This window comes from Bartonella sp. SL320 (genome assembly GCF_059687635.1).
Window position 1 is genome coordinate 1,567,692 of sequence record NZ_CM185143.1, and the last position, 23,433, is coordinate 1,591,124.

At 34.7% G+C, this 23,433-nt stretch carries 16 protein-coding genes and 1 tRNA gene; 8 read left to right on the forward strand and 9 right to left on the reverse strand.

Translation table 11 applies throughout. The annotated features are described in order from the left end of the window. The first annotated feature begins 195 nt into the window (after positions 1 to 195). The 4 genes from AC6ER8_RS06460 (at position 196) to AC6ER8_RS06475 (ending at position 5,299) form a co-directional block, all read left to right on the forward strand. A complete protein-coding gene (locus AC6ER8_RS06460; protein WP_497077896.1) occupies positions 196 to 2,346 on the forward strand; it encodes a transglycosylase domain-containing protein in 2,151 nt (716 codons plus the stop codon). Positions 2,347 to 2,363: 17 nt separating this feature from the next. Beyond that, on the forward strand, positions 2,364 to 2,960 hold the full coding sequence (locus AC6ER8_RS06465; protein WP_497079656.1) for a DUF1214 domain-containing protein: 597 nt from the start codon (positions 2,364 to 2,366) through the stop codon (positions 2,958 to 2,960). Continuing rightward, on the forward strand, positions 2,953 to 3,492 hold the full coding sequence (locus AC6ER8_RS06470) for a DUF1254 domain-containing protein (protein WP_497077897.1): 540 nt from the start codon (positions 2,953 to 2,955) through the stop codon (positions 3,490 to 3,492). The genes AC6ER8_RS06465 and AC6ER8_RS06470 overlap by 8 nt, the downstream gene beginning before the upstream one ends. 1,021 nt (positions 3,493 to 4,513) lie before the next feature. Then, the gene (locus AC6ER8_RS06475) at positions 4,514 to 5,299 is read left to right on the forward strand and encodes a DUF1499 domain-containing protein (protein WP_497077898.1); all 786 of its coding nucleotides are present in this window, start codon (positions 4,514 to 4,516) and stop codon (positions 5,297 to 5,299) included. Positions 5,300 to 6,531: 1,232 nt separating this feature from the next. Here the strand turns inward: AC6ER8_RS06475 and AC6ER8_RS06480 are convergent. Then, positions 6,532 to 6,792, reverse strand: coding sequence for a hypothetical protein (locus AC6ER8_RS06480; protein ID WP_497077899.1), 261 nt, complete (start codon positions 6,790 to 6,792; stop codon positions 6,532 to 6,534). A gap of 650 nt (positions 6,793 to 7,442) precedes the next feature. Further along, positions 7,443 to 7,517: transfer RNA gene (locus AC6ER8_RS06485), tRNA-Gln, on the reverse strand. Between the two features lie 859 nt (positions 7,518 to 8,376). On the opposite strand from AC6ER8_RS06485, the gene AC6ER8_RS06490 reads away from it, so the two are divergent. Next, a complete protein-coding gene (locus AC6ER8_RS06490) occupies positions 8,377 to 8,979 on the forward strand; it encodes a superoxide dismutase (RefSeq protein ID WP_497077900.1) in 603 nt (200 codons plus the stop codon). Between the two features lie 81 nt (positions 8,980 to 9,060). On the opposite strand, the gene AC6ER8_RS06495 is transcribed toward AC6ER8_RS06490, so the two are convergent. Continuing rightward, positions 9,061 to 11,154 (reverse strand): S9 family peptidase, encoded by a 2,094-nt coding sequence (locus AC6ER8_RS06495; protein WP_497077901.1) that lies wholly within the window; start codon positions 11,152 to 11,154, stop codon positions 9,061 to 9,063. Between the two features lie 848 nt (positions 11,155 to 12,002). Between AC6ER8_RS06495 and AC6ER8_RS06500 the strand changes: the two genes are divergently transcribed. Continuing rightward, positions 12,003 to 12,440 (forward strand): Ros/MucR family transcriptional regulator, encoded by a 438-nt coding sequence (locus tag AC6ER8_RS06500; RefSeq protein ID WP_497077902.1) that lies wholly within the window; start codon positions 12,003 to 12,005, stop codon positions 12,438 to 12,440. Between the two features lie 99 nt (positions 12,441 to 12,539). Here AC6ER8_RS06500 and AC6ER8_RS06505 read toward each other — a convergent pair whose 3' ends face one another. Together AC6ER8_RS06505 and AC6ER8_RS06510 are read right to left on the reverse strand one after the other, a co-directional pair. Further along, entirely contained in the window at positions 12,540 to 12,950 is a 411-nt protein-coding gene (locus AC6ER8_RS06505; protein ID WP_497077903.1) for a SufE family protein, read from the reverse strand. A 109-nt stretch (positions 12,951 to 13,059) separates the two neighbouring features. Then, a complete protein-coding gene (locus tag AC6ER8_RS06510; RefSeq protein WP_497077904.1) occupies positions 13,060 to 13,434 on the reverse strand; it encodes a DUF5330 domain-containing protein in 375 nt (124 codons plus the stop codon). A 1,458-nt stretch (positions 13,435 to 14,892) separates the two neighbouring features. Here AC6ER8_RS06510 and AC6ER8_RS06515 point away from each other — a divergent pair. Further along, positions 14,893 to 15,735: a peptidoglycan-binding protein gene (locus AC6ER8_RS06515; RefSeq protein ID WP_497077905.1), complete on the forward strand. Its 843-nt coding sequence runs from the start codon at positions 14,893 to 14,895 to the stop codon at positions 15,733 to 15,735. Between the two features lie 1,756 nt (positions 15,736 to 17,491). Here the strand turns inward: AC6ER8_RS06515 and ppdK are convergent. The 3 genes from ppdK to AC6ER8_RS06530 form a co-directional block, all read right to left on the reverse strand. Further along, the gene (gene ppdK / locus AC6ER8_RS06520) at positions 17,492 to 20,158 is read right to left on the reverse strand and encodes a pyruvate, phosphate dikinase (protein ID WP_497077906.1); all 2,667 of its coding nucleotides are present in this window, start codon (positions 20,156 to 20,158) and stop codon (positions 17,492 to 17,494) included. A 191-nt stretch (positions 20,159 to 20,349) separates the two neighbouring features. Then, positions 20,350 to 21,006 (reverse strand): DsbA family protein, encoded by a 657-nt coding sequence (locus tag AC6ER8_RS06525; RefSeq protein ID WP_497077907.1) that lies wholly within the window; start codon positions 21,004 to 21,006, stop codon positions 20,350 to 20,352. 83 nt (positions 21,007 to 21,089) lie between these two features. After that, positions 21,090 to 21,590, reverse strand: a complete 501-nt coding sequence (locus AC6ER8_RS06530; protein WP_497077908.1) for a DUF721 domain-containing protein — start codon at positions 21,588 to 21,590, stop codon at positions 21,090 to 21,092. 204 nt (positions 21,591 to 21,794) lie between these two features. On the opposite strand from AC6ER8_RS06530, the gene mutY reads away from it, so the two are divergent. Then, positions 21,795 to 22,853, forward strand: a complete 1,059-nt coding sequence (mutY, locus tag AC6ER8_RS06535; protein WP_497077909.1) for an A/G-specific adenine glycosylase — start codon at positions 21,795 to 21,797, stop codon at positions 22,851 to 22,853. A gap of 432 nt (positions 22,854 to 23,285) precedes the next feature. Here mutY and AC6ER8_RS06540 read toward each other — a convergent pair whose 3' ends face one another. Further along, on the reverse strand, positions 23,286 to 23,423 hold the full coding sequence (locus AC6ER8_RS06540; protein ID WP_497077910.1) for a hypothetical protein: 138 nt from the start codon (positions 23,421 to 23,423) through the stop codon (positions 23,286 to 23,288). Positions 23,424 to 23,433: the final 10 nt, after the last annotated feature.

A 23,433-nucleotide genomic window follows, 5' to 3' on the forward strand; every position in this document is an offset into this window, starting at 1 on the left:
AAATAAAATATTTTTAATAATAAAAAGAAAAATTATTGAATAAAATAATAAAATCTTAATACATTTTTTTATGAGATATGAATAATTCTCAAATAAACGCCTTTTCGTTAAGAGCTATAGAAAAAAAATACTTCTACTCCATATAATTTTGATAGATTTATTTGGTTGTATGACTTTTCCACAGGCTCTTTTTAGATGTTTAATTTTTTTAAAAAAAAGAAAGGACAACAACATAAGCCATTTCATAGCCCTGCTCTCATCGAATTAGATGCACGATTAGATACTGCGCTTTATCGCCTTCGTTCTGCTAACCGTTTTTTCTGGAAAAAGGCAAAAATCATCTCACAAAATTTTCATCTTCAAGGATGGAAACGCTTTATCGTTGAAGTTCTCGATGAAATGCTTACATTAGGGTTGATAGGCTTTACCCTTTTCACCATTTTGGGCATTTCTATTTTTGAACTGACCAAAACAGATTGGTCATCTCCTAAAAACTTTTCTATTCTTTTTTTAGATCGCTATGGAAATCCCATTGGTCACCGTGGTGCACTACCGGCGATCTCTGTCCCCGTTGAAGAAATGCCGGACACCGTTATTAAAGCGGTTCTGGCTACAGAAGATCGTCGTTTTTTTGATCATTTTGGCATTGATTTTCAAGGGCTTACACGGGCAATTTCACAAAACATGCAAGCTAAAGGTGTAGTACAAGGGGGATCAACCCTTACACAACAATTAGCTAAAAATTTATTTTTAACAAATGAGCGAACCATAACACGTAAAATCAAAGAAGCTTATCTTGCTCTTTGGCTCGAAGCAAATTTTAGCAAAAAACAAATTTTGCAACTTTATCTTGACCGTGCCTATATGGGAGGAAACAATTTTGGTATTGCAGCAGCGGCAAAATTTTACTTTGGAAAAAATATCCGTCACGTATCTTTAAGTGAATCGGCTATGTTAGCAGGACTCTTTAAAGCGCCAACAAAATATGCACCTCATCGGCATCTTTTTGCTGCGCAAACACGTGCCAATGTCGTTCTTTCTAATCTTGTTAACAGCGGCTTTATGACAAAAAGCCAGATTATTAACGCACATCGCCACCCTGCTAAGGCTCTTCCCCAACTAGACAATTATCAGCCTGACTATTTTCTTGATTGGGCATTCGAGGAAGTCAAAAAAATGCGTGATCAACTTCCAAGCCATCGTTTAATTATTCAAACAACGCTTGATCCAGCACTCCAAAAAATAGCAGAAGAATCTATTGCATATCACTTACATCAATATGGTCAACAATATCATGTAACACAAGCGGCCACCGTCATACTCGATAATAATGGTGCCGTATGCGCAATTGTTGGAGGAGTAGATTATAAAAAGAGTCAATTTAACAGAGCAACACAAGGCGGGCGGCAACCTGGCTCTTCATTCAAGCCTTATGTTTACGCAGCCGCACTGGAACACGGTCTTTCACCTTCAACAATCGTTTTAGATGCCCCTATCAACTGGGGCGGTTGGACACCCAAAAATAATTCTGGTCGTTATTTGGGAAAAATTGATTTGGCAACCGCTTTAGCTTTTTCCATTAATACCGTCCCTGTTTATCTGACCTATCAATATCTTCACCGCGATACAAAACCCATCATAGATCTCATCAAAAGTATGGGAATTAACGCACATATTCTATCACACAAAACGATGGTTCTTGGTACTTCCAACATGACCCCCATGGATCAAGCAACTGGCTTTAATGTCTTTGCGAATGGTGGGATAGCTGGTAATCGTCATGGGTTTACACAAATAAAAACAATTAATGGACATGTAGTATGGGACTTCGAGCATAACGGGAAAAAACTACACCGAGTTCTCAGCAGACAATCAGCTGCTTATATGAACCAAATGATGGTGGGTGTCACAACACGAGGATCCGGTAAGCGTGCTGCTCTGCCTATGACTCTTGTTGCTGGAAAAACTGGAACATCACAATCCTATCGCGATGCTTGGTTTGTTGGCTTTACGGGTAATTATACTGGCGCAGTATGGATGGGAAATGATAACTTTTCACCCATGAATCGTGCTTTTGGAGGGGGCGTTCCTGCCATGATATGGCATCGTATTATGCTTACTGCTCATCAAAATATCATGCTTAAACAGCTCTACGGTGTTAAAGATTCTCTCCTTCCTTATCAGCCCTCACAACTTCCCTCTCATGCAGATTCTGAACTTTTTCCCCCAATACCCTCTATGCTTTCTCCTGAAACATTAACTATCGTGCGCTTGATTAACAAAGATCTGAAAAAGACCTCTGCAATTTTTTTGAAAACAAAAACAACAGGAGATGAAATATTGTGAATTCAAGATACTCTCTGTTGTTTTTAAATATCACTATCTTCGTATTTATCTTCGCTTTTTCCATTTTATGGGGAACACTGAGTGTCGATTATGTGCTTAACTCCTTTCCTCATTTTGGACGCTTTACAATTGGAAACTGGAGTGCTTACCCACAAATAGGGACCGCCAATATGGATCCTTACACCCGCGCCCGCACGATCAAACAAGGTATTGTTTCACTTGGATACACTGAAGGTCTTCAATTCCAGATTTGGCAAGACAACCAAGGACGCCCACTCCACCCTCACTGTCATTATTTGCTCAAAGGCACTCTCCCTCAAACCCGTCTTTTTACCCTTTATACAGCGGATAAATACCTTAAACCCTACATTTCATCGAAAGAAATACCCTTTGAACTTCACACTGATAATATTATCTATGAGCATGATGGCTCATTGCACATCAATATTTCATCTACACCGCAAACTGGAAATTGGCTTGCAACCGTTAGTCAAAAAGAATTCGGGCTTATTCTCACCTTATATGATACCCCCATCATCACTGCAACAGCATTACACAATCTCACCATGCCCTCAATAGAACAGATCCCATCAGGACAAATAAATTGTGACTAGATTTATTCATACCGCACTTCTTGCATTCATTGGTGCTATTATTGTTCATATTTGTGTTCTCTTTCTGATCCCCTCTTGGGCACAAAATAATATATGGACAGCTCTTAAAAAATCCGGAGCCCCTTATCAATTTGTTGATTTTACCCCTGATAATCCTATTCAAGAGTTTTCTGATCCACTCTTTCTTCTTAAAGTTTGCAGATTTAATCTTGAAAATGGACCCGTTCATTTAAAGGCTTTGAAAACACAACAATTTTGGTCACTGGCTGCCTACACACACAACGGAATCATTTTCTACAGCCTTAATGATCGAACCGCCCCTGATGCTACACTCGATCTTATCATTGGAAAACCAATACAAATAATAGAACTTAAAAAATCAAAACCTAAAAAAAATGCCAATGCAGTTTTGGTTGCTAAAAATTTGAATGAAGGTTTTGTCATTTTACGTATTTTTACCCCTTCTTCCATGGCAAAGAAAGAAAGTGAAACTTTTCTTTCATCGGCTACTTGTCGCATATTTTATGAATAAAAATATCCTTACTTGTACAGCGACCTACTTTTTAATAAAAATGAAACAAAACCTATAAGAATGGTTATCTTTTCCCTCGATCAATTTTTTCTATTAATCGATATATTATAATTTAGGTTTGTCTGATTTTAGATCCCTCGTTTTTTATAAAGATAGATAAAATGTTTTTAATCCCCTCACATTAATCTTTGATGGAAATACAAACCACATGTATGGAGGTCCATTGATTATCTATATAAGAGAGAATGAAATCTCTGTTGCACATACTCATCTTATATTTAGACAACACTTTTATTTATAATGATAATTTATTTCTTTAGATGTTGAATTAAAAGCGCCCAATATCCTAAGATTTTCTCATTAACAAACTTGTCCCATTTGAATCAATCAACCCCCGCGTCTTTTGCATAGTACGAGCAAAATTGATGTGTAAATAAACACTGTACAATAAAAATGCCTATAATAAACCGTCTCTGCTCAAGAGCTGTTGCAACATTGAAGTCTAAAAAATAGAATGATGAGGCTGGTTTTCTTGTTTATAAACGTAGAGATGGAGATGCTCAATTGCTTGATTGTTAACCCCTTCATAGACACTGTCGCAAAATGAGTGTGAGCATTGAGAGATATCTTTTTAAAACAAACACCGTGAATTGGCAACTCAATGATATTTCGTTATTCGATAGACATTACCTGACAGAAAAAACTCCCCGCAACGAAAAGAGAAAGTGTAAAATTTTAGATAAATAGGCTCATAACAACTGGAGAACTTATCATTTGAGTTTATTTCTATTTATTAACAAACATTTCCATAAAACTCGATCAATGACATGGTAATTTTCCGAAGAAATACCTATTACCTTCCATAAAAGCTCTAAAATAATCGCTGGAAATTAATGAAATATCACGCATCCTTGATCTCAAAAACAAGTGCTTTACTTTTGTCTTATGAGCGGAAGCTTTTTGTGGGATATGCACTCTAAAAAACTTTGCTTATAGTTTACAGTTGAGGGGAAAAAACTTCATGCAAAAGAAATATGTTCGGTTAATTTCAAGAGCAGCGGTATGGTCTCCTCGATTTGGTGGATTAGCGTTCTTTATTCTATTATTTTCGATTATTTTACAACGTTTTTCCGTCATTAACGTAACTGATTTTATAATTTTGATCGGCATTTCTACGGGCTGTGTGGTTATTTCTCTTTTTCTTGCTATTAAAGCACTTCATAGTTTGTGGGTCAGTGCGGCTTTAGGGGGCATGAAAGCTTTAAAAGGGATCGTTTATTCACTCATAACTGCAACACCATTGATGTTATTTTTTGGACTCTGGTTTACCTTACCCGCTCTTTACGATATTTCTACCGATACACAAAGACCACCGGCTTTTTTTCGTACAATACGTCCCAGCAATGCTTTACCACTTAAAAGTATGTTGCTGGAACAAGCAACATTACAGAGATCACAATGGCCGGAAATATCAGGGCGCCGTTATGATGGCTCACCTGAACGGATCCGTGAATCTGTTCTCAATGTTTTAGCTGCGTATGATTGGCCTATTGTAGCGCAACGAGAATTCAAAGGCGAAGAGAATGAGATTTATATTGAAACGAAAGCTAAAACTTTTTACCTTGGTTTTATTTCGGACATTGTGATACGTTTAACGAATGAAGGTGATACCACCTTTGTTGATATGCGTTCTGCCTCTCGTTATTTGCCAAGAGATTTGGGAACCAATGCTGCTTTTATTATCGATTTTATGGATGCCCTTGATACAGAAATCGCTTCACTTCCTCTCTCACCAGATGATGGATAATAATCAAGAGAGATAAGGCATTTTATTTCATAAAAATTGCTTATTTTTCAATAAATATGATTCATAAAAAATCATTTTTCAAAAGCTATAAACTGAGAATTTTTATACAAAAGACAATAATCTCAAACCGAACCATTCTTGAAATAATTAAAAAAATTTTAAAATAGCAAATAAAAAACAGGAATATTATACTAATATTAAAGTATCTGTCTAAATGTAATCAGTAAATATTTTTTAAGATTAACAGTATATAAAATAATAATTATTCATATAAATAACGTATACAAATAAAAAATGTCATAGACAATAATATAATGAACAAAAATATCCTTAACAAAATCTTTTTCTAATTTATTTTTACTATAACCTTTATATTTATAATATAAAATAATGTATAGAAAAATATAAATAAAGCACCTATAGAAGATAATAATTATACAATAATACGAATAAGATCATTCATAAAAAAAATCCAAAATAAAACATCTATTGTCATAAACAAAAATATCCCTGAAATCAGTTTAGCCATAACTTTAAAGTGTGTTTACAATATCACTGATCTCTGAAATATCTTTCTAGATATTTTCTAATAAATTAGAAACAGCATTCTTTCACTTTATCGATGATAACATTCATCTATCTTATCGATCAATGTATTACCACCTTGTTCTGCTGCACCTAGGAACGCTCCAACGGTAGCGCTTTTTGTCTTTTAATTAGACCCATGCATCCCACGACTACTGCGCCTTTAAGATCATTTGCGACTACATCTAAGCATAATGCCCCACATCATAACTATCAGAGTGAAATCAATATGCACTCAGCAAATGGAGTAGTTGTTAAGCGTATTGGAAAAGTTGATACAATTCGCGGTTTTTAAGAAAAAACTCTGTAAAAAATAAATTTATATGAATCTAGTATAAACCAATATATCTACGTAAATAATCAATAAGAGAATATAACATAAAGAACATAGCTATTTTAAATAATTCCCCCTTTGCATTTTTTTTCCAATTATGGGATTTGAATATATAAGGAATAATACATAAAAATACAAATATAATTGTTGATATTAATGAAGCCGTAATACTATTAGAAAAATCTACCATTATAAAATCCAGCTCAAAATTTTATATTCCTGAAGTTTATTTCATATATAAATATATGAAATAAACTTCAGGAATAATTTACTGGTTATTTTCTAAAAACAAATACCAGCGCTCTTCAATTTTTTAGTGGCATTGTACCCATTTACCTATACCGGCTCCAACTGCCCCCGAACCTACGCCAGTTATTGCTCCTGCCCAAGCGGCCGCCCCCATACCTTCTGGTCCTAAGACAGCACCTTTCAACGCATTGCCTGCTGCTCCTGTAACTGCTCCAGCTGCAGCCCCTTCAACAATTGTAACAGCATAATCAGTAGAACTACATGTTTCATAATGAAAAAAACTTGATGATCCCCGTGGATCACTGCGTGAGCTTGAACTCCCCATTTTAGTCCTCCTTTAAATATTTGTTAAAAAAACGTATCACAGTGATACAATGAAAGCGGGTAGCATGATGTTTAGAAAATTATCAAATATGGTTTGTAAAAATAACAATAAAAATACTGTATAAACAATATATTATATTCTCACAAAATGTATATTACTTATTAAGAAATAATACTGTTTAAATATGCAACACTCATTGCTCTTTCTTTTAAAGAAAATCATAAATTCAAATGAGTCATTCACAAGAAAAACCCGTAGCCTTCTCTTGGTTTACAAAAACAACAAAGAAATATATTTATTATGTCATCAAACTCGGTTGTTTTGCGTTTACTAAGCTTAGTAAACCCTTTTATTTTTCAAGCAATTACTGACCGTATGCTCCCTTTTCAGCGCACTAAAAGTCTCTATCCAACCTTTATACACTCAGAAAACATAAATCATTTAAGCTCCCTCTTATAGAAAAGAGTCTTGAAAAAAACTATTTGGCAATAGCTATTGAAAGAAACCTTAGCATATTTAGCGCCAACTCACTACAAATGAGCACTTTTCAGTTTACAAAATCTAACAAGTAACAGCAGAAAATTAAGAGTCCAATCCACGCTTAAATTCTGAAATCTGAATGCCCCACCCTCATTGATTTCACTAAAGTATGGCTGGGGTACCTGGATTCGAACCAGGGAATGCCGGTACCAAAAACCGGTGCCTTACCGCTTGGCTATACCCCAAAAAAATACGCTTTATAACTGCTTTTGCACCTTATAGCGATTCCTGTGATTGGACGCAATATCTGAAAATAAAAGACTTTACTTTTTTATCAAAAAGTCTCTCCACTTTGTGAGATATTGCATCGATACCAATTTGTAACAGAAACGTATAGACATTTTTTATTTTAACACAAGTCATAAAACTTTATCTATCAATTTTTTGCTCTTGTATTAATTTCCTAGAAACAAAAAAGCTTACTGTTTACTCATGTTTCTAATAAATTAGCATATGCTTTATTTTTCTTGATATATTCCAATCTCACCTTAACTCAATTAAAGCAAAAACTATCACCTCATTGGAGACTGGCAAAGTGTATGATGACCGCTATACTCATTCATTAAGCATAAAGGTGCTAATGTCCAATGGCTTGTTATTCATGGATAGCGCAATGAAATGAGATTAAGTGCATTGAGGAATATCTCTTAAATATATGAACGTAATATTCTGTTTTTAATACCATGATACACCGATAAATTAGGAAAGTTTTGCAGAAATTAAAAACATTTTATGTGATCTTTGAAAAAAGATTTTCAGGTATCAAAACAAGGAATGATCGTTCTCTCTATTTACTTTTTATCTAAAAGATTATGATATTTTAGCCTATTCATAGATGTAAAAAAATCTTCAAAAGCAATATTTATATGGGCCCGTGCTGTTTTTTCATTCATTAGCATATATTTTCTAAAAGCTCCTTTTACGACAAAAAGGAAGACATTAAAATTAATTAATATAAGCATTCAACATTTGCTTTTAAGTGCTGCAAATGGCAAATTAGGTTTTTAAAGTAAGCTTAACAATTAGAATCGAGGAGATTTTTAAATGGCTTTTGAATTGGCTGCATTGCCTTATGATTACGATGCTCTTTCGCCCTATATGTCACGCGAAACGCTTGAATATCATCATGATAAGCATCACCTCGCTTATCTCACCAATACCAACAACCTTATAAAAGACGCAGGCTTGGAAAATGAAAGCCTTGAAGAGATTATTAAAAAGAGTTTTGGAAAAAATATTGGTTTGTTTAATAATGCAGCGCAATATTACAACCATAACCATTTTTGGCATTGGATGAAAAAAGATGGTGGAGGTCAAAAGCTGCCAGAAAAGCTAGCAAAAGCTATTGAATCTGATCTAGGTGGCTATGACAAATTCCGCGCTGATTTTATTGCTACTGCTGGTGCGCAATTCGGCTCTGGATGGGCGTGGGTTGCTGTTAAAGATGGTAAACTTGAAATTATGAAAATGCCGAATGGTGAAAATCCTTTGGTCTATGATGCTCAACCTATTCTAGGTGTGGATGTGTGGGAACATTCCTATTACATTGACTATCGCAATGCTCGCCCGAAATATCTTGAAGCTTTCGTAGATCATTTGATCAATTGGGATTATGTTTTAAAACTTTATGAAGATTGCGGATTGTAAGCTACCTAAATAGTTTTCTATGGCATAAAAGTCCCTATAATCCGATAAGTTATAGGGACTTACAAACGAAGATATTATAGATTAGCAAAAGTCTTTTCCTGCTATCTTTAGAATATAGGCATAGATATAAGCAATTTCTTCTAACTTTGAAAAACGTCCAGCTGCGCCAGCGTGTCCTGAGTCCATATTAATACGCAATAAAATTGCATTATCATCTGTTTTTAACGCACGCAATTTTGCTACCCATTTTGCGGGCTCCCAGTAAGTTACACGAGGATCGGTTAATCCTGCTATCACAAGCATAGGAGGGTATTTTTGCGCTTTGACGTTATCATAGGGAGAATAAGAAGCTATAAGATTATAATCTTCTTGTGATTTAAGAGGGTTTCCCCATTCAGGCCATTCAGGAGGCGTTAGGGGTAAAGAAGCGTCAAGCATCGTTGTTAAAACATCAACAAAAGGTACATTGGCTATAATCCCAGCAAAATCCTGTGGCGCAATATTGGCAACAGCCCCCATCAACATTCCACCTGCCGAACCACCGTGCGCAATAAGCCGATCATGAGCTGTGAAATTATTGTTTACAAGATAGCGCCCACAAGCAATAAAATCAGTAAATGTGTTATGTTTAAAAAAATGCTTTCCTTTCTCATACCATTCAACCCCTTTTTCTTTGCCGCCACGAATATGAGCAATGGCATAAATAAAACCTCTGTTTACGAGAGAGAGTACATTACTATTGAAACTGGCAGGTATAGAGATTCCATAAGCACCATAACCATAAAGAAGACAAGGTGCACGACCATTAAGAGATGTCGTTTTATGATAAAAAAGTGAGATGGGAATTTTTTCACCATCCTCTGCAGTGGCCATAATACGCCGCGTTATATAGTCATCTTTATTATGACCAGAGGGAATGATCTGTGTCTTTAACAATATTCGTTTGCGACTTTTCACCTCATAATCAAAAATTTGATCAGGTGTCGTCATCGATGAGTAAGAAAAACGAATGGACTGGCTATTATATTCCGCTGCACCTTGCAGACCTAAAGAATAAGCCTCTTCATCAAAAGCAATGGAATGGATTTGTTGCGTCGTACGATCCATAATGTTGATACGAGGAAGTCCTTCAAAGCGTTCGAGCCAAATAAGAAAATCTTGATATGCATCATGGGATAAAATCAAACGTCCAAGCTGATGAGACACAAGTTCTGACCAATTTTCTGATTGCGGCGCTGCATATGGCGCAACCATCATTTTAAAGTCCTTTGCATTGTCTACATTTGTAAGAATATAAAAGACGTCTCCACCTTCTGTCAGTGAATATTCAACACCTTTTTGCCGTTTTCGTACACATTGAGGAGCATTAAGAGGTGCTTTTGCAGGAATTAACCAGATCTCTGACGTTTCATGGTCATGAATATTAATATAAATAACATCATGAAGCTTAGAACCGCTTACATTTAAGAAAAAACCTGGATTATCTTCATGAAAAATAAGTTTATCTTGCGATTGATCCGTGTTTAAGCGATGATAATAAAGCTTCGAAGGGCGATGATTTTCATCCACTTTTGTATAGAAAAAACCTTCAGATTGAGCATCCCACACAATTTGTCCAGATGTATCAGTAATAGTGTCCGTAAAATCAGATAATGTTTCTAAATTACGAATTTTAGCTGTGTAAAATTCTGATCCTTTATCGTCATAGGTCCATACAACATATCTATGATCAGGAGATTCTTGAACTGAACCAAAATTGAAATATTCCTTACCTTCAGCCAAAAGATCACCATTAAGATAAACATGTCTTTCTCCACCATTCCTTGGTGTCCGAAAATAATGTGGTTGCTGCCCTCCAGTAACATAAGAAAATCCGTAAGCAAAAGGTCCTTTTTTTATAGGAACGGAACTATCATTCTCTTGGATCCTGCTTTTCATTTCGCTAAAAAGTAAATCTCTTAATGACTTTGTATCAGCCATTTGAGCTTCTTGATAAGCATTCTCCTTTTCGAGGTGATGTCGAATATTGGGATCAAGACAGTTAGGATTTTTAAAAACATCTTGCCAGTTAGATGCACGTAACCAATGATAGGGATCATCACGCAAAATACCATGATACATTTCCTTATGAGTGATTCTAGACGCTTTGGGAGGAGTGATAAAAGTGTGGGTCATACACAATCCTATATAAAATATGTTATTAGCTGTGTTTATATGCTAGAATCACAGTTATTGTTGCAAGTGTAAAAATATCAACTTTACTCAATTGCAAAAATAGCGCCGTGATGACTTTTACAATTAATATCCTTCTATTTATCACTTGTCACAGCTATTGTTTTCTAGAGGTGGAGTGCCACTTTTATAATGGAAGTGACTGGTAAAACAATTAGGTTATGAAAGGAAGAAATGATTTTTTTTGAAACAGTATAAGTTTATAATTTTATAGAAGTGAATAAATATGTATTTAAAATTTTATTATTAAACTGTAAGTAATAAATAAATATTCTATAATTTATTGAATAATAATTGGTGTTATTAACAATAATTCTTTATTATATTCACAAATATATTTTTTTATTATTATTAAACTTAGTAAATACAAAATATTAAAATAAATTTAATAGTTCATAAAAAATACTTAATTAATTATAAATTTAAAAAAAATAATAATTTACGTTTTTTATTTTATAACTCCTAAGTTTACTTTTACATTCTCAAAAAAAATAAATAAATTTTACCTTATATTTTTTTATATTTGTGCTATATTATATATTATGCACATCATGTTATAGAATAAAGCTATATTTCATCATGTAAGAATTTAATTTTTCTTATTGTATATTATGACAAAAAAGAGGTCTTTCTTTGATTTTTTTGTGTTTTGGCAATTTTATAGAATAATTGAATTGACAAAAAAGATTTTTGTACAATATGAAGCTCATGTGCATGGCGTCTTTGTATTATGAGTATATGCGCTATATCTCGATTTTAAATTACTCGATTTTGAATTAAAGGAAACAAGAATGGAACATCGTGCAGTCTTAGAGACTGAAAGCAATTTAGTTATTACATTGGTTGCTGATATTGTTGCTGCCTACGTGAGTAATAATTCTATTCGACCGACTGAAGTGCCAAGTTTAATTGCTGATGTCCATGCTGCTTTTCGTAAAGCAGGGAATCTAGAGTTAACAGAAGTCGAAACTGAAAAACAAAGGCCTGCCGTTAATCCAAAGCGTTCAGTATTTCCTGATTATCTCATTTGTCTTGAAGATGGAAAAAAATTTAAATCTCTCAAGCGTCACCTTATGACACATTATGGAATGTTGCCAGAGGAATATCGTGAAAAGTGGCAGTTAGATAGCTCTTATCCTATGGTAGCGCCTAATTATGCAAAAACACGGTCAGCTTTAGCTAAAGAAATGGGGCTTGGACGCAAAAGCAAACGAAAAAAAGCTAAATAAATTGTATTTTGCGAAAAAACAGTTCGTATATAAAGTTTATTTTTCGTGTATATGTTTTTTATAAAAGTGTTATCTGTATAATCCTTTCTAAAAAGAGGATTATACAGAGCTTTCGTCGTGAATTCGTTTAATCATTGATTTAAGACCGTTTGATCGTTGTGGTGTGATATTTTCATTTAAACCAAGTTTTTCAAAGAGATCTTGAGCATTAGAATTGCGAATTTCAGAAGCTTTCTTACCGGAATAAAAAGCCAGAAGAATATAAATGAGTCCACGCACAATGTGAGCATCGGAATCGCCCTGAAAGGTTAATGTTGGGTCTTCCGAATTATTTCGTGAAGATAAAAGCCATACTTGGCTAACACAACCAGGAACTTTGTGGGCTTCGTTTCGCGCGCTTTCTGGAAAAGGTGGCAACTCATGACCAAGCTCAATGACATAACGATAACGATCTTCCCAATTATCCAAAAGTGAAAAGTTCTCTATAATATTATCGATTGTTTCTGCCATTATTTTAGTCCTGTTTGATCTGAATAATCATTGTTAAATACATTCATTAACAGATCAATATTTATTTTTTCTAACATAATGAATATGAAGAATGTTAAAAACTACTCTTTCAAGATAATATTGTACGGTTTTGTAAGAACTTTTGTATTTCCATTTTGCGAGAAACATTAGAAGAATTCTCTATATTATTTTTGTTTCCTAATATATGCCCTAAATATTCATAAGCAGCTCTTGCACCATGATATGCACGTTCGCCAAGTAAACTTAAAAAGGACCTGCCTACTTTGCAGGCTTCTATATTACGGTCACAAAATGTTCCTAAATCACTTAAAGCTTCTTTAAAAGCAATAATCACATCGCTCGTTGTTGTCTCATTATTTTGGGAGCGAGGAGAATGGTTACTCCCTGGATTTGCAACAAAAAATGAAATAATGATAAAAACAACAAACAAAAAAAATGATAATTTGATAAAAAAACGTATCATGAGCAATCAATGTACTGCAGTGGTCAATACAACAAAAGAAGCATTTTATATGCCACTTCTTTATAAAAAATTTATAAAATGAGTTTTATAAAATTGAGTCCTCATTTCTGTGACCTATGTCAAAGGCTCTTTTATAGATAATACAATGCCGCTGCATAAAAATAGGATACATGGTTTATTCGGTAAAAAATCAACATCAAAATTGTACAAAAAATATTATATATTTATAGGCCGATTATATCATCAGCATATTGAGAGATATAATTATGTTCGTGCATAAGAAATAGAGAATGTACAACATATTGATTCATCATAATAACTTTTTGATTTCTATGTTTAACGAAAGAGCTTAATATCATAGATTATCTCATTTCAAACCTATTCTATGTTGAAACAATCAGAATCTCTTACTTGCACATTACAAACGGGGAAAGCCATATGGATAAAAACTTTACAAAAAAAGCTAACAATTCCTCTTATGAACCGCTTAAAGTGTCAAGGTTGGTTACAAAATATTGGACGCTGGAGAAATATGTGATGATTCAGATTGTTTCTTTATAAGCACCAAGATAGAAACACTCAATGGGGTTACCGTTAAAATGCACATTTGCAGCTTTTTATTTCATAAAAGTATAACAAAAGCATAAGGATTAAATACATAGTCTAATTTTTTCCTATGTTGCATATATATTTATTTTAAATAATAACTTATTATTTTAAGCTTAGCTGAAAAGACTAAAGGGAATAAAATTCTGCCATTCTTATTCTATTATCGATAAAATCTGTACATTTGCTATAAAATTTTACTGAATTTATAAGACTTTTACTGGTATGTTACGAAAATAATCAATATGTCGATAAAACATTAAAAAAATAGACGCATTTCTTATAATTCCATCTCAAGGAAAGTTTTTTCTATAACATTGTAAATATAAATTTCATTGATCCTTATTATGTGTAAAGGCCTTTATACAAAAATATAAGATCATTAAGAAATCATTGTTCTTCCTAAATCCTTTACAGAGCAGTAACCCTTTATATGTAAATTATGAAAAATATATAATGGATGTCTTTTTTAGCGTTATAAGAAAAGAATCTCGACCTAATTTTAAAGTATAAGTAACCCTATGCACCCAAAATGAAGAATGACGTGATATAACTATTTCGATAATTAACTATGATAATGCATTTTGCGAATACCAAAATGGCCTTGGATGCTTATTCATTGAACACTCCCTTTATAGAGATTAAAGATTTTTAAATATGAAATTAATAAAAGTTGATAAATGCCCTTATTGATTTATCAACTTATAAATTGATATAATGAAGCTGCTCACTTTAAGAGCTTGAAGGAAAGAAGCAATCATATAAATAATGTGCTTCTTTCTAGCTGGAAGTAAGAAATAATTTATATTCGTTTCTTTTTTGAAAAATAAATGCAACTGAAAATCAAAACGAATGACAACAAACCGAAAGACATCCCGAAAAAAAACTGTAAAAAATCGTAAATACCAGAGTAGTATTGTTATCACCCTTCTTCTTATAATTTTTTATTTTATTTTTTGGATAACAAGAACTCTTTATTTCTATACACGAAAAAATACTTTATTTTCTATCGGCTCTCTTCTTTTTATCATTAGTTTTTTATTTGTTTCATTTAATGCTCTATTTTTGCAAATAACAACGCATAAAAATATTTTAACTCAAATGAAGTTTTCCTCTGCTCAAACTATAGAAAAAAAACCTCATTTATCTGAAAAAGAAGTAAGATCACAAAAACTTTCTCATGTAGATTCTGTGACTCTTCCAAGTCATCAGCAGACAAATTCATCCTTTCTCTCTCAATCAGCAAACATGCTGGAAAAGCAAAAAGAATTAGCAAAATTAGGACTTTATGATGGGCCTTTAGATGGGCTGGATGGGCCTAAGACGCGTCGTGCTATCGCTCTATTAGAACAACAAGCTACTCAAAAAATGCAAAACAATGTTTTATCCAATCCTAAAACAGATGAAATTGCGATATTAATTAAACAGAGTGAAATAGAAATGGCCAGTGATATAACAACAGGAAATGTAACAAATTCGAAAGATACTGTTTTAGATCCTTCTGTTGAAGATATTTTACAGGTGCAAAAAGCTTTACATCATTTTGGTCATGAGGAAGTTATTGTCACAGGAATAGAAGATCAAAAGACCACAGAGGCCTTAAAACAGTTTCAAAAAATATTTGATCTTCCTATCACGGGAAAAATTAACCACACAGTTTTAACGAAAATGCGTGAAATTGGTTTATTAAATTAAAGCTAACCATCTATATTATAAAAATAATCTCTTTATTGATAATGATAATTTGTCATTCTCTTATTTAATGCCTCCTAAATACAAAAATATTTTTTCACCACAATCCCTTTTATATTTAATAATCAGAATGGCTTTCTTACACACATTCTATATTGAGCCATACAATTTTCTAGTAAGGGGATCACGACCGATTACAGAAAAAAGAAATCGTTGTAAGAGAGCAAACGCGCTTGTTTTTAAAATTTTGTTGCTTTTGATGATAAAGGGACCCAACACTCTGTTGTAGCATCACATCTTCCTCTTATATTCTCGATCCAGAAATGATCCATCTATGACTATCTATTTGATTGTGTGAATATGATATAAAGGATATGTCAGAACACCTGTAAAAATGCATAGATGAAAAGCCAGTTATGTTATGGTTTTTATTTTGTAAAGTGTTTTATAAAAGGACAGCACATTTTTCCAATTCATTACTGGAAAGTTTTGTGTTCTATGGTGTTGTTTTCTAAAAAAGCTCATGCTTTTGTTATGACTTCTAAATCAACATTCAAGTCCTCATTCAATCACATGTTTAAGATAAAGACTAAGATGTACTTTGTCTGCTGTTGTAGCTTTTGTATAACAAATGAGTGCAAACGTATTGTGTATTTCTATTTATGTAATCTCTTAAAATAGGGAGGCAGTTTATAATTTGAGCAGAATATAAAATTTTAAGGCTAGAAATCGCTTCCCATTTTGACCATTTTCCTTTCATTCAGCTTTACGACTTTCAAAGACATCTAAAGGATGTTCTTTCTTTTAAATAATGGGGATTATTGCCCTAAAACTTTTTTATCACGTGTCTTTTTGGGTTCACGCCCCCTCATGAAAAAAACACCCTCAATGGGATACTTGAATTGCATATTTACAGGCTTTTTTTAGAGAAATATCCTGCAAAATCGTCAAGCCTATTTTGCAACAATACCCCGTGAATAATATAATAACAGCCCCACTGTGCACTATCATCTTTATACTTGTAATAGAAGTAAGCTGATACTGTTACACACGACTACGTCTATCTCCAATGTTGCGATAGCTCTTGGCACTTGAGACAATTTATAAGAGGTATATTCTTGCTTTAATTTTTTTCTTCATCTTGCTTTCTCCCTCTATAACGTGCAAGAGAAATAGTTTTGATTGGTTCAATTATAAAAAAATTTGAAATGAGAAAATCATGCGATATTTAAAGCTCTTATTCAATATGAGAAATAAAAAACTATCATTATAAATCAATAATTTGTACAATCGTGATATTTCTTCATAAGTATAAAGTTGGTCGCACGCAATGGACTTTTAAACTCTAGAGGGAATTTTATAAACCTACAAAGAGTTGTATGTAATCCCATTCCACGGCTGATAACATGAAATGAATTAAGAGACGTTTCTTAAAAACAATAAATAAATGTTTAAAATAGAGGCTTTTGTTTAGAGTACTCTTTCTTGCATAAGAGATCCCCTTAATAAAAATAGCAGGTATATGAATTAACTGCACAATAGTGCGTCACTCTTTATCAAGAATCCCCTCAATACTGAAATTATATTAATAATACACTTTTTTATCTTACTTTATATTTTCTTTCACAGACCTCTCAAAATACACTTTTTCACATGAGATAAATTATAATGCATTATAATTTTCTTTAAGGAAGAAAATAAAGGAGTGTACATAAAAATTTATTTCAGTGGTAACGATATAATAAAAAATATTAACCCGTTATATCCTTTTTGCTATGGCCGCTTGCGCTGCTGCTAAACGAGCAATTGGGACTCGAAAAGGAGAACATGAAACATAATCTAGGTTATTTTCTTCACATAAAGCAATAGAAGCAGGATCTCCCCCATGCTCACCACAAATTCCCAATTTTATTTTTGCACGCTTTGAGCGTCCACGCTGTGCAGCAATAGCAATCAGTTCTCCTACGCCATCACGATCAATCGAGACGAAAGGATCTTGTTCTAAAAGGCCCTTTTGAAAATAGGTTGCCAAAAAAGGAGCAGCATCATCACGAGAAATTCCAAACGTGGTTTGTGTTAAATCGTTTGTACCAAATGAAAAAAATTCCGCCGTTTCAGCAATTTCATCGGCTCGAAGCGCTGCTCTTGGAAGCTCAATCATCGTTCCAACCATATACTGAATAGTGCTTTTCTTTTCTTTCATCACTTCCCCAGCAACCTGATCAATACGCTCTTTTACAAAATCGAGTTCAGATTTAAGCGCAATAAGTGGCACCATAATTTCAAGTATGACAGGGGATCCAGATTTTTGGGCAGCTTCTGCTGCCGCTTCAAAAATCGCTCGCGCTTGCATTTCAGCAATTTCAGGATAAGTAATGGCTAAACGGCAGCCTCGTAATCCAAGCATAGGATTAAATTCGTGCAGCTGCTGGGCGCGTTCAGCAAGCACTTCCGCAGAAACCCCCATAGCTGTTGCAACTTCAAGAATTTCTGCATCGGTTTTAGGTAAAAATTCATGGAGTGGCGGGTCTAACAGACGAATGGTTACAGGCAAACCACACATAATTTCAAATAATTCACTAAAATCTGAACGCTGCATTGGCAAAAGCTTGTCTAACGCTTTACGACGCCCCGTTTCATCATGGCTTAAAATCATTTCACGCATAGCAACGATACGTTCACCAGAAAAAAACATATGCTCCGTACGACAAAGACCAATACCTTCAGCTCCGAAAGAACGCCCCATATGGGCATCAGAGGGTGTCTCAGCATTGGCACGAACTCTTATACGTCGCATCCCATCAGCCCACTCCATTAACGTTGCAAAATCTCCGCAAAGCTCAGGCTGCAACATCGCAACCTTCCCTTTGAAAATTTCCCCACTTCCACCATCAATCGTAATAATATCACCCTTTTTAAAGCTTTCTCCTGAAGCAAGAAGCGTATTTGTGTTATAGTCAATTCGCACACTGCCAGCACCAGAAATACAGGGTTTTCCCATCCCTCGCGCTACGACAGCAGCATGGCTTGTCATGCCGCCACGCGTTGTTAAAATTCCTTCTGCCGCATGCATACCATGAATATCTTCGGGGCTTGTTTCTACACGAACCAAAATAACTTTGCGCCCTTCTGCCGACGCCGTTTCTGCCTCTTCTGAAGTAAAAACAATTTCACCCGTTGCCGCTCCAGGAGAAGCTGGTAAACCACGCCCTATAACCAAACGTTCTGCTTTAGGATCAAGTGTTGGGTGTAAAAGTTGGTCAAGTGACTTTGCATCAATACGCATCAATGCCTCTTCACGACTGATGAGCCCCTCCTCAACCATTTCAATGGCCATCTTGAGAGCCGCACGAGCTGTGCGTTTTCCTGAACGTGTCTGCAGCATCCACAATTTACCTTTTTCAATGGTAAATTCGAGATCTTGCATATCCCGATAATGCTGTTCAAGATTCTGCGCAATCTGACATAACTTCAAAAAAGCTTCAGGCATGATTTTTTCTAAAGACGGTTTATTTGAACCGGCAACAATACGCGCATTTTCTGTAATATTTTGAGGCGTTCGAATACCCGCCACAACATCTTCCCCTTGCGCATTAACTAAAAATTCACCGTAAAGTTCTTTTTTCCCTGTTGACGGATTGCGTGTAAAAGCAACCCCTGTTGCCGAATCTTCTCCTATATTACCAAAAACCATAGCTTGCACATTTACTGCCGTTCCCCAATTTTCAGGAATGTTATGTAAACGACGATAAGTAACCGCACGTGCCGTCATCCAACTTGAAAAAACGGCTCCAATCGCCCCCCATAACTGCTGTTCAGGGTCTTGTGGAAAAGGGCTTCCTGATTTTTCTTCAACATAGGCTTTATAAGAAAAAATAACATTCTTCCAATCATCTGCGGTCATTTCTGTATCAATAGTATAACCACTGCGTGCTTTTGCTTCATCGAGAATTTCTTCAAAATATGAATGGTCTAATCCCAAAACAACGTTAGAATACATTTGGATAAAACGTCGATAACTATCATAGGCAAAGCGTTCATTATTGGCTTGCAAAGCAATCGCTTTTACAGTCTCATCGTTCATGCCAAGATTTAACACTGTATCCATCATTCCTGGCATAGATGCTCGCGCCCCTGAACGAACAGAAAGTAAAAGTGGCCTTTGCTTATTCCCAAATTCACGCCCTGTTTGTTCCCCCACGCGTCTTAGCGCTTGCTTAACAGATTCCTGTAGCTCTTCTGGATATGATTTGTTATGAGTATAATAAAAATTACAAACTTCAGTTGTCAGAGTAAAGCCTGGAGGGACAGGCAAACCCAAATTACTCATTTCTGCTAAATTAGCGCCCTTACCTCCCAAAAGATTACGCTCGCTTGCATTTCCTTCTGCGCTGCCATCTCCAAAACTATAAACCCATTTTTTCATTGTACACATCCTCCCATATCAGCATCAAAACATCATTCAACCTAGGCTCATTTAAAAGCAATGATTTGATTTAAAAATCAGCAAAATAAAAAATATCGTTTCATAATCGCTTCATAACTGCATAAGACCAATCTTCCCAAAAGAGATAATGATCACACGTCTCACTTATCCATCTTCTGGAAAATTAAAACTCATTTTTTAAGATAACGATCAATCACCGACAAAAAGTCTTCTACTTTCATGGCACCTTCATATTTATCACCATTGATAAAGAAAGTAGGCGTTGCTGTGACACCCAGTTCTTTACCACGCTCAAAAGATGCATTCACTTCATCTAAAATGGTCTGATTTTTTAAACACGCAGTAAAACTTTCTTCGGTAAAACCGGCCATTAAGCTAATTTTTTTCAAGGGTGTTAGAGCATCTTTTCCCCAAACCCACTCATTTTGTTTTTGAAATAAAACTTCTATCAAAGGAAAATAACGATCTTCTGGTGCACAGCGCGCTAACATAAAACCTGCTGTTGCCCGAGGATCAAAAGCATAATCGCGGAAAATCAGTTTTACTTTTCCTGTTTTGATATATTTTTTACGAATTTGAGGAAGTATATCATTATAAAAATGCGCACAATGCGTACATGTCAACGAAGCATACTCAACAATGACGACTGGTGCATCCGCTTCTCCTTCAAAACGATCTTTTACTTTACCCGACTGAAGAAGTTCAGCCATATCCACCGTTGCAACAGGTTTGGGACCACGCGCTAAAGCAACTGCTAGGCTGTTTTGTACAATCATTATGAAGAGAAAAATTATCCCGAAAGATAAAAAAGAACGATATTTTACCATAAATATTACTTTTCTGTTGTTATTAAACGAATAGGAATCCAATGCTTTCTCATATACTAAAGGAAAATATATAAAATATCTTGCTATTTATTATTTTTTTCCGAAAAAATGCAACAGCCAAGTTTGTAAAGTGACTGACGTAGGCTTTCATCTTCAATTCCTTCAAGCATTTTTTCCACGCATTTTTTATCCTGTTCACTCAACGTCGGCTTGAAAGGCACATGCTTCATAAAAACCGACATACTCCTTTGCTCAATTTTGATACGATCAACAGCAATATAGCCAAAAAAACCATTAATCTTATGAAGCAATTCCTCTGTTTCATGCATCAATTTTAACGCAGCAAATCCTTCACATGCGACAACAAGTGTTGCTGGCTGAAAAACTTCATCTTGATCTGCGCGACGCTTCCAGATAATTTTAAGTGGTATTGTATGTTCGCTGATATCATAGCCCACAATTTGTGGCCAATGCTCTATAAGCGCGACATTGAGCCCTGTTCTTTTGCGTAAAACTGGATCAAGTATTTTGAATACCGTCTCAGAAAGAGAATAAAAAGTATGTTTTTTTAGTTGTTTTCTCATCTTTAGATCATTGTTCAACTGTTTACTCAATGACAATCACTTGTTTCATCTAAAAAATATTTCTTTTCTAATTTATAAAATACCAACAAAATAGAAATTTGTCTTCTCACCAAAACCTTGACCGTAAAAGAACAAAAAACATGAATTCCCCAATAAATACTCTTTTCTTTTGCATTTTACCTCTTCCTATGCTTGAAAACAATCATGTATGAAGTTTCTTCGCACCTTCTTTCTTGGTACGATCAAAATCACAGACATCTCCCATGGCGGATTACCCCCAAAGAGCAAAAACAAGGTATCCGTCCTGATCCTTATCAAGTTTGGCTTTCTGAAATCATGCTTCAACAAACAACCGTTGAAACGGTTAAGCCTTATTTTAAAAAGTTTCTGAAACTTTGGCCAGATCTTTCTTCTTTAGCAAAAGCCTCACAAGATGACGTTATGAAAGCATGGGCTGGACTTGGCTATTATTCACGTGCCCGTAATCTTAAAAAATGTGCAATACAACTTGTTGAAAACTATGCAGGACAATTTCCACAATCCGTAAAAGCATTGCGAACTCTTGCTGGTATTGGAGACTATACGGCCGCAGCCATTGCTGCAATTGCTTTTAACCACCCTGTAGCAGTTGTTGATGGTAATGTCGAACGTGTCGTCGCCCGCCTTTTTGCTATCACTTCAATATTACCAAAAGCAAAAGCTGAAATTAAAGAAAAAGCACAAAAAATTACTGATCTAAATCGCCCTGGCGACTTTGCCCAAGCAATGATGGATTTGGGAGCAACAATTTGTACTCCACGCAAACCATCTTGTTATATCTGTCCTCTTGAAGTTTTATGTAAAGCAGCAAAGATGCAACAAGCGGAATCTTTTCCAGTCAAAGCCCCTAAAAAAGAACGCCCTTCAAAAACAGGAGTTGCTTTTGTGATTCTTAATAAAAAGAGACAAATTTATTTGGAAAAACGACAAACGCAAAAACTCCTTGGCGGAATGACTCAAATTCCTAACAATATTGGCATAAATAATGAAAATGGACTCCAAAACGCACCCTTTACTGCCAATTGGCAATTTAAAGGACAAATTACCCATGTTTTTACCCACTTTTCTCTAAAACTTGATGTTTACTACACTGAGGATGTTCATGAAATGAATTGTGAAAATGGTTGGTGGTGTAACATTCAACATCTTGCCGAAGAAGCCCTCCCTACTGTTATGAAAAAAGCCATTGCCATAGCACTTCCCAATGCTTTCAAACTTAAATAGCCTTTCCACTTCGTAAAAATACTTGTTAACAGAAACTTTTGTATCTCTAGAAACCATTTCTTCCTCTGTAAAAGGAAAATTTATGAAAATAAAATGACCAATTTTTTCTATGGATAAGAGTTAAGAAGGGATAGAAAAAGCTTAGATTTAAGTTGCAAAATTTATCTTTTTTTGCTTCTGAAAAAACAAATAAGTACGTACCATCATACACCTTGACCAATCTCTAATGTTGTTCTACCACCCTTGGCACTTGAGATGGTTTATAAGAGGTACTTTTCTAAATCCTTTCTGGAGCAGTTTTTACTCACACGCCAACCCCGCTTATGACATGTAAGCTAAGTGATTTTGTTGCTTTAGCATAAAACAGATTTTAAATGAGAAAATCTGATGATATTTAGGAGCTAATTTAAGTTGAACCATTCAAAGTTGTCTTTATAATGCAATAAATTGAAATATTGTACGCACATCCATAGCTGTAACTCCTCCCCAAAAAGCACTTAATTTTGAACTTCCAAATGAATTTTTTAAATTTTGTTGTTTTATTTTCATAAAAATATATTGATTAATCATTTAACTCTTT

Excerpts from the sequence above, each read along its gene's own strand:
- AC6ER8_RS06515 (WP_497077905.1), top strand. The coding sequence starts at position 14,893 with ATGACAACAAACCGAAAGACATCCCGAAAAAAAACTGTAAAAAATCGT.
- mutY (WP_497077909.1), top strand. The coding sequence starts at position 21,795 with ATGTATGAAGTTTCTTCGCACCTTCTTTCTTGGTACGATCAAAATCAC.
- AC6ER8_RS06490 (WP_497077900.1), top strand. The coding sequence starts at position 8,377 with ATGGCTTTTGAATTGGCTGCATTGCCTTATGATTACGATGCTCTTTCG.
- ppdK (WP_497077906.1), bottom strand. The coding sequence starts at position 20,158 with ATGAAAAAATGGGTTTATAGTTTTGGAGATGGCAGCGCAGAAGGAAAT.
- AC6ER8_RS06460 (WP_497077896.1), top strand. The coding sequence starts at position 196 with ATGTTTAATTTTTTTAAAAAAAAGAAAGGACAACAACATAAGCCATTT.
- AC6ER8_RS06530 (WP_497077908.1), bottom strand. The coding sequence starts at position 21,590 with ATGAGAAAACAACTAAAAAAACATACTTTTTATTCTCTTTCTGAGACG.
- AC6ER8_RS06475 (WP_497077898.1), top strand. The coding sequence starts at position 4,514 with ATGCAAAAGAAATATGTTCGGTTAATTTCAAGAGCAGCGGTATGGTCT.
- AC6ER8_RS06510 (WP_497077904.1), bottom strand. The coding sequence starts at position 13,434 with ATGATACGTTTTTTTATCAAATTATCATTTTTTTTGTTTGTTGTTTTT.
- AC6ER8_RS06495 (WP_497077901.1), bottom strand. The coding sequence starts at position 11,154 with ATGACCCACACTTTTATCACTCCTCCCAAAGCGTCTAGAATCACTCAT.
- AC6ER8_RS06525 (WP_497077907.1), bottom strand. The coding sequence starts at position 21,006 with ATGGTAAAATATCGTTCTTTTTTATCTTTCGGGATAATTTTTCTCTTC.
- AC6ER8_RS06500 (WP_497077902.1), top strand. The coding sequence starts at position 12,003 with ATGGAACATCGTGCAGTCTTAGAGACTGAAAGCAATTTAGTTATTACA.
- AC6ER8_RS06540 (WP_497077910.1), bottom strand. The coding sequence starts at position 23,423 with ATGATTAATCAATATATTTTTATGAAAATAAAACAACAAAATTTAAAA.
- AC6ER8_RS06480 (WP_497077899.1), bottom strand. The coding sequence starts at position 6,792 with ATGGGGAGTTCAAGCTCACGCAGTGATCCACGGGGATCATCAAGTTTT.
- AC6ER8_RS06505 (WP_497077903.1), bottom strand. The coding sequence starts at position 12,950 with ATGGCAGAAACAATCGATAATATTATAGAGAACTTTTCACTTTTGGAT.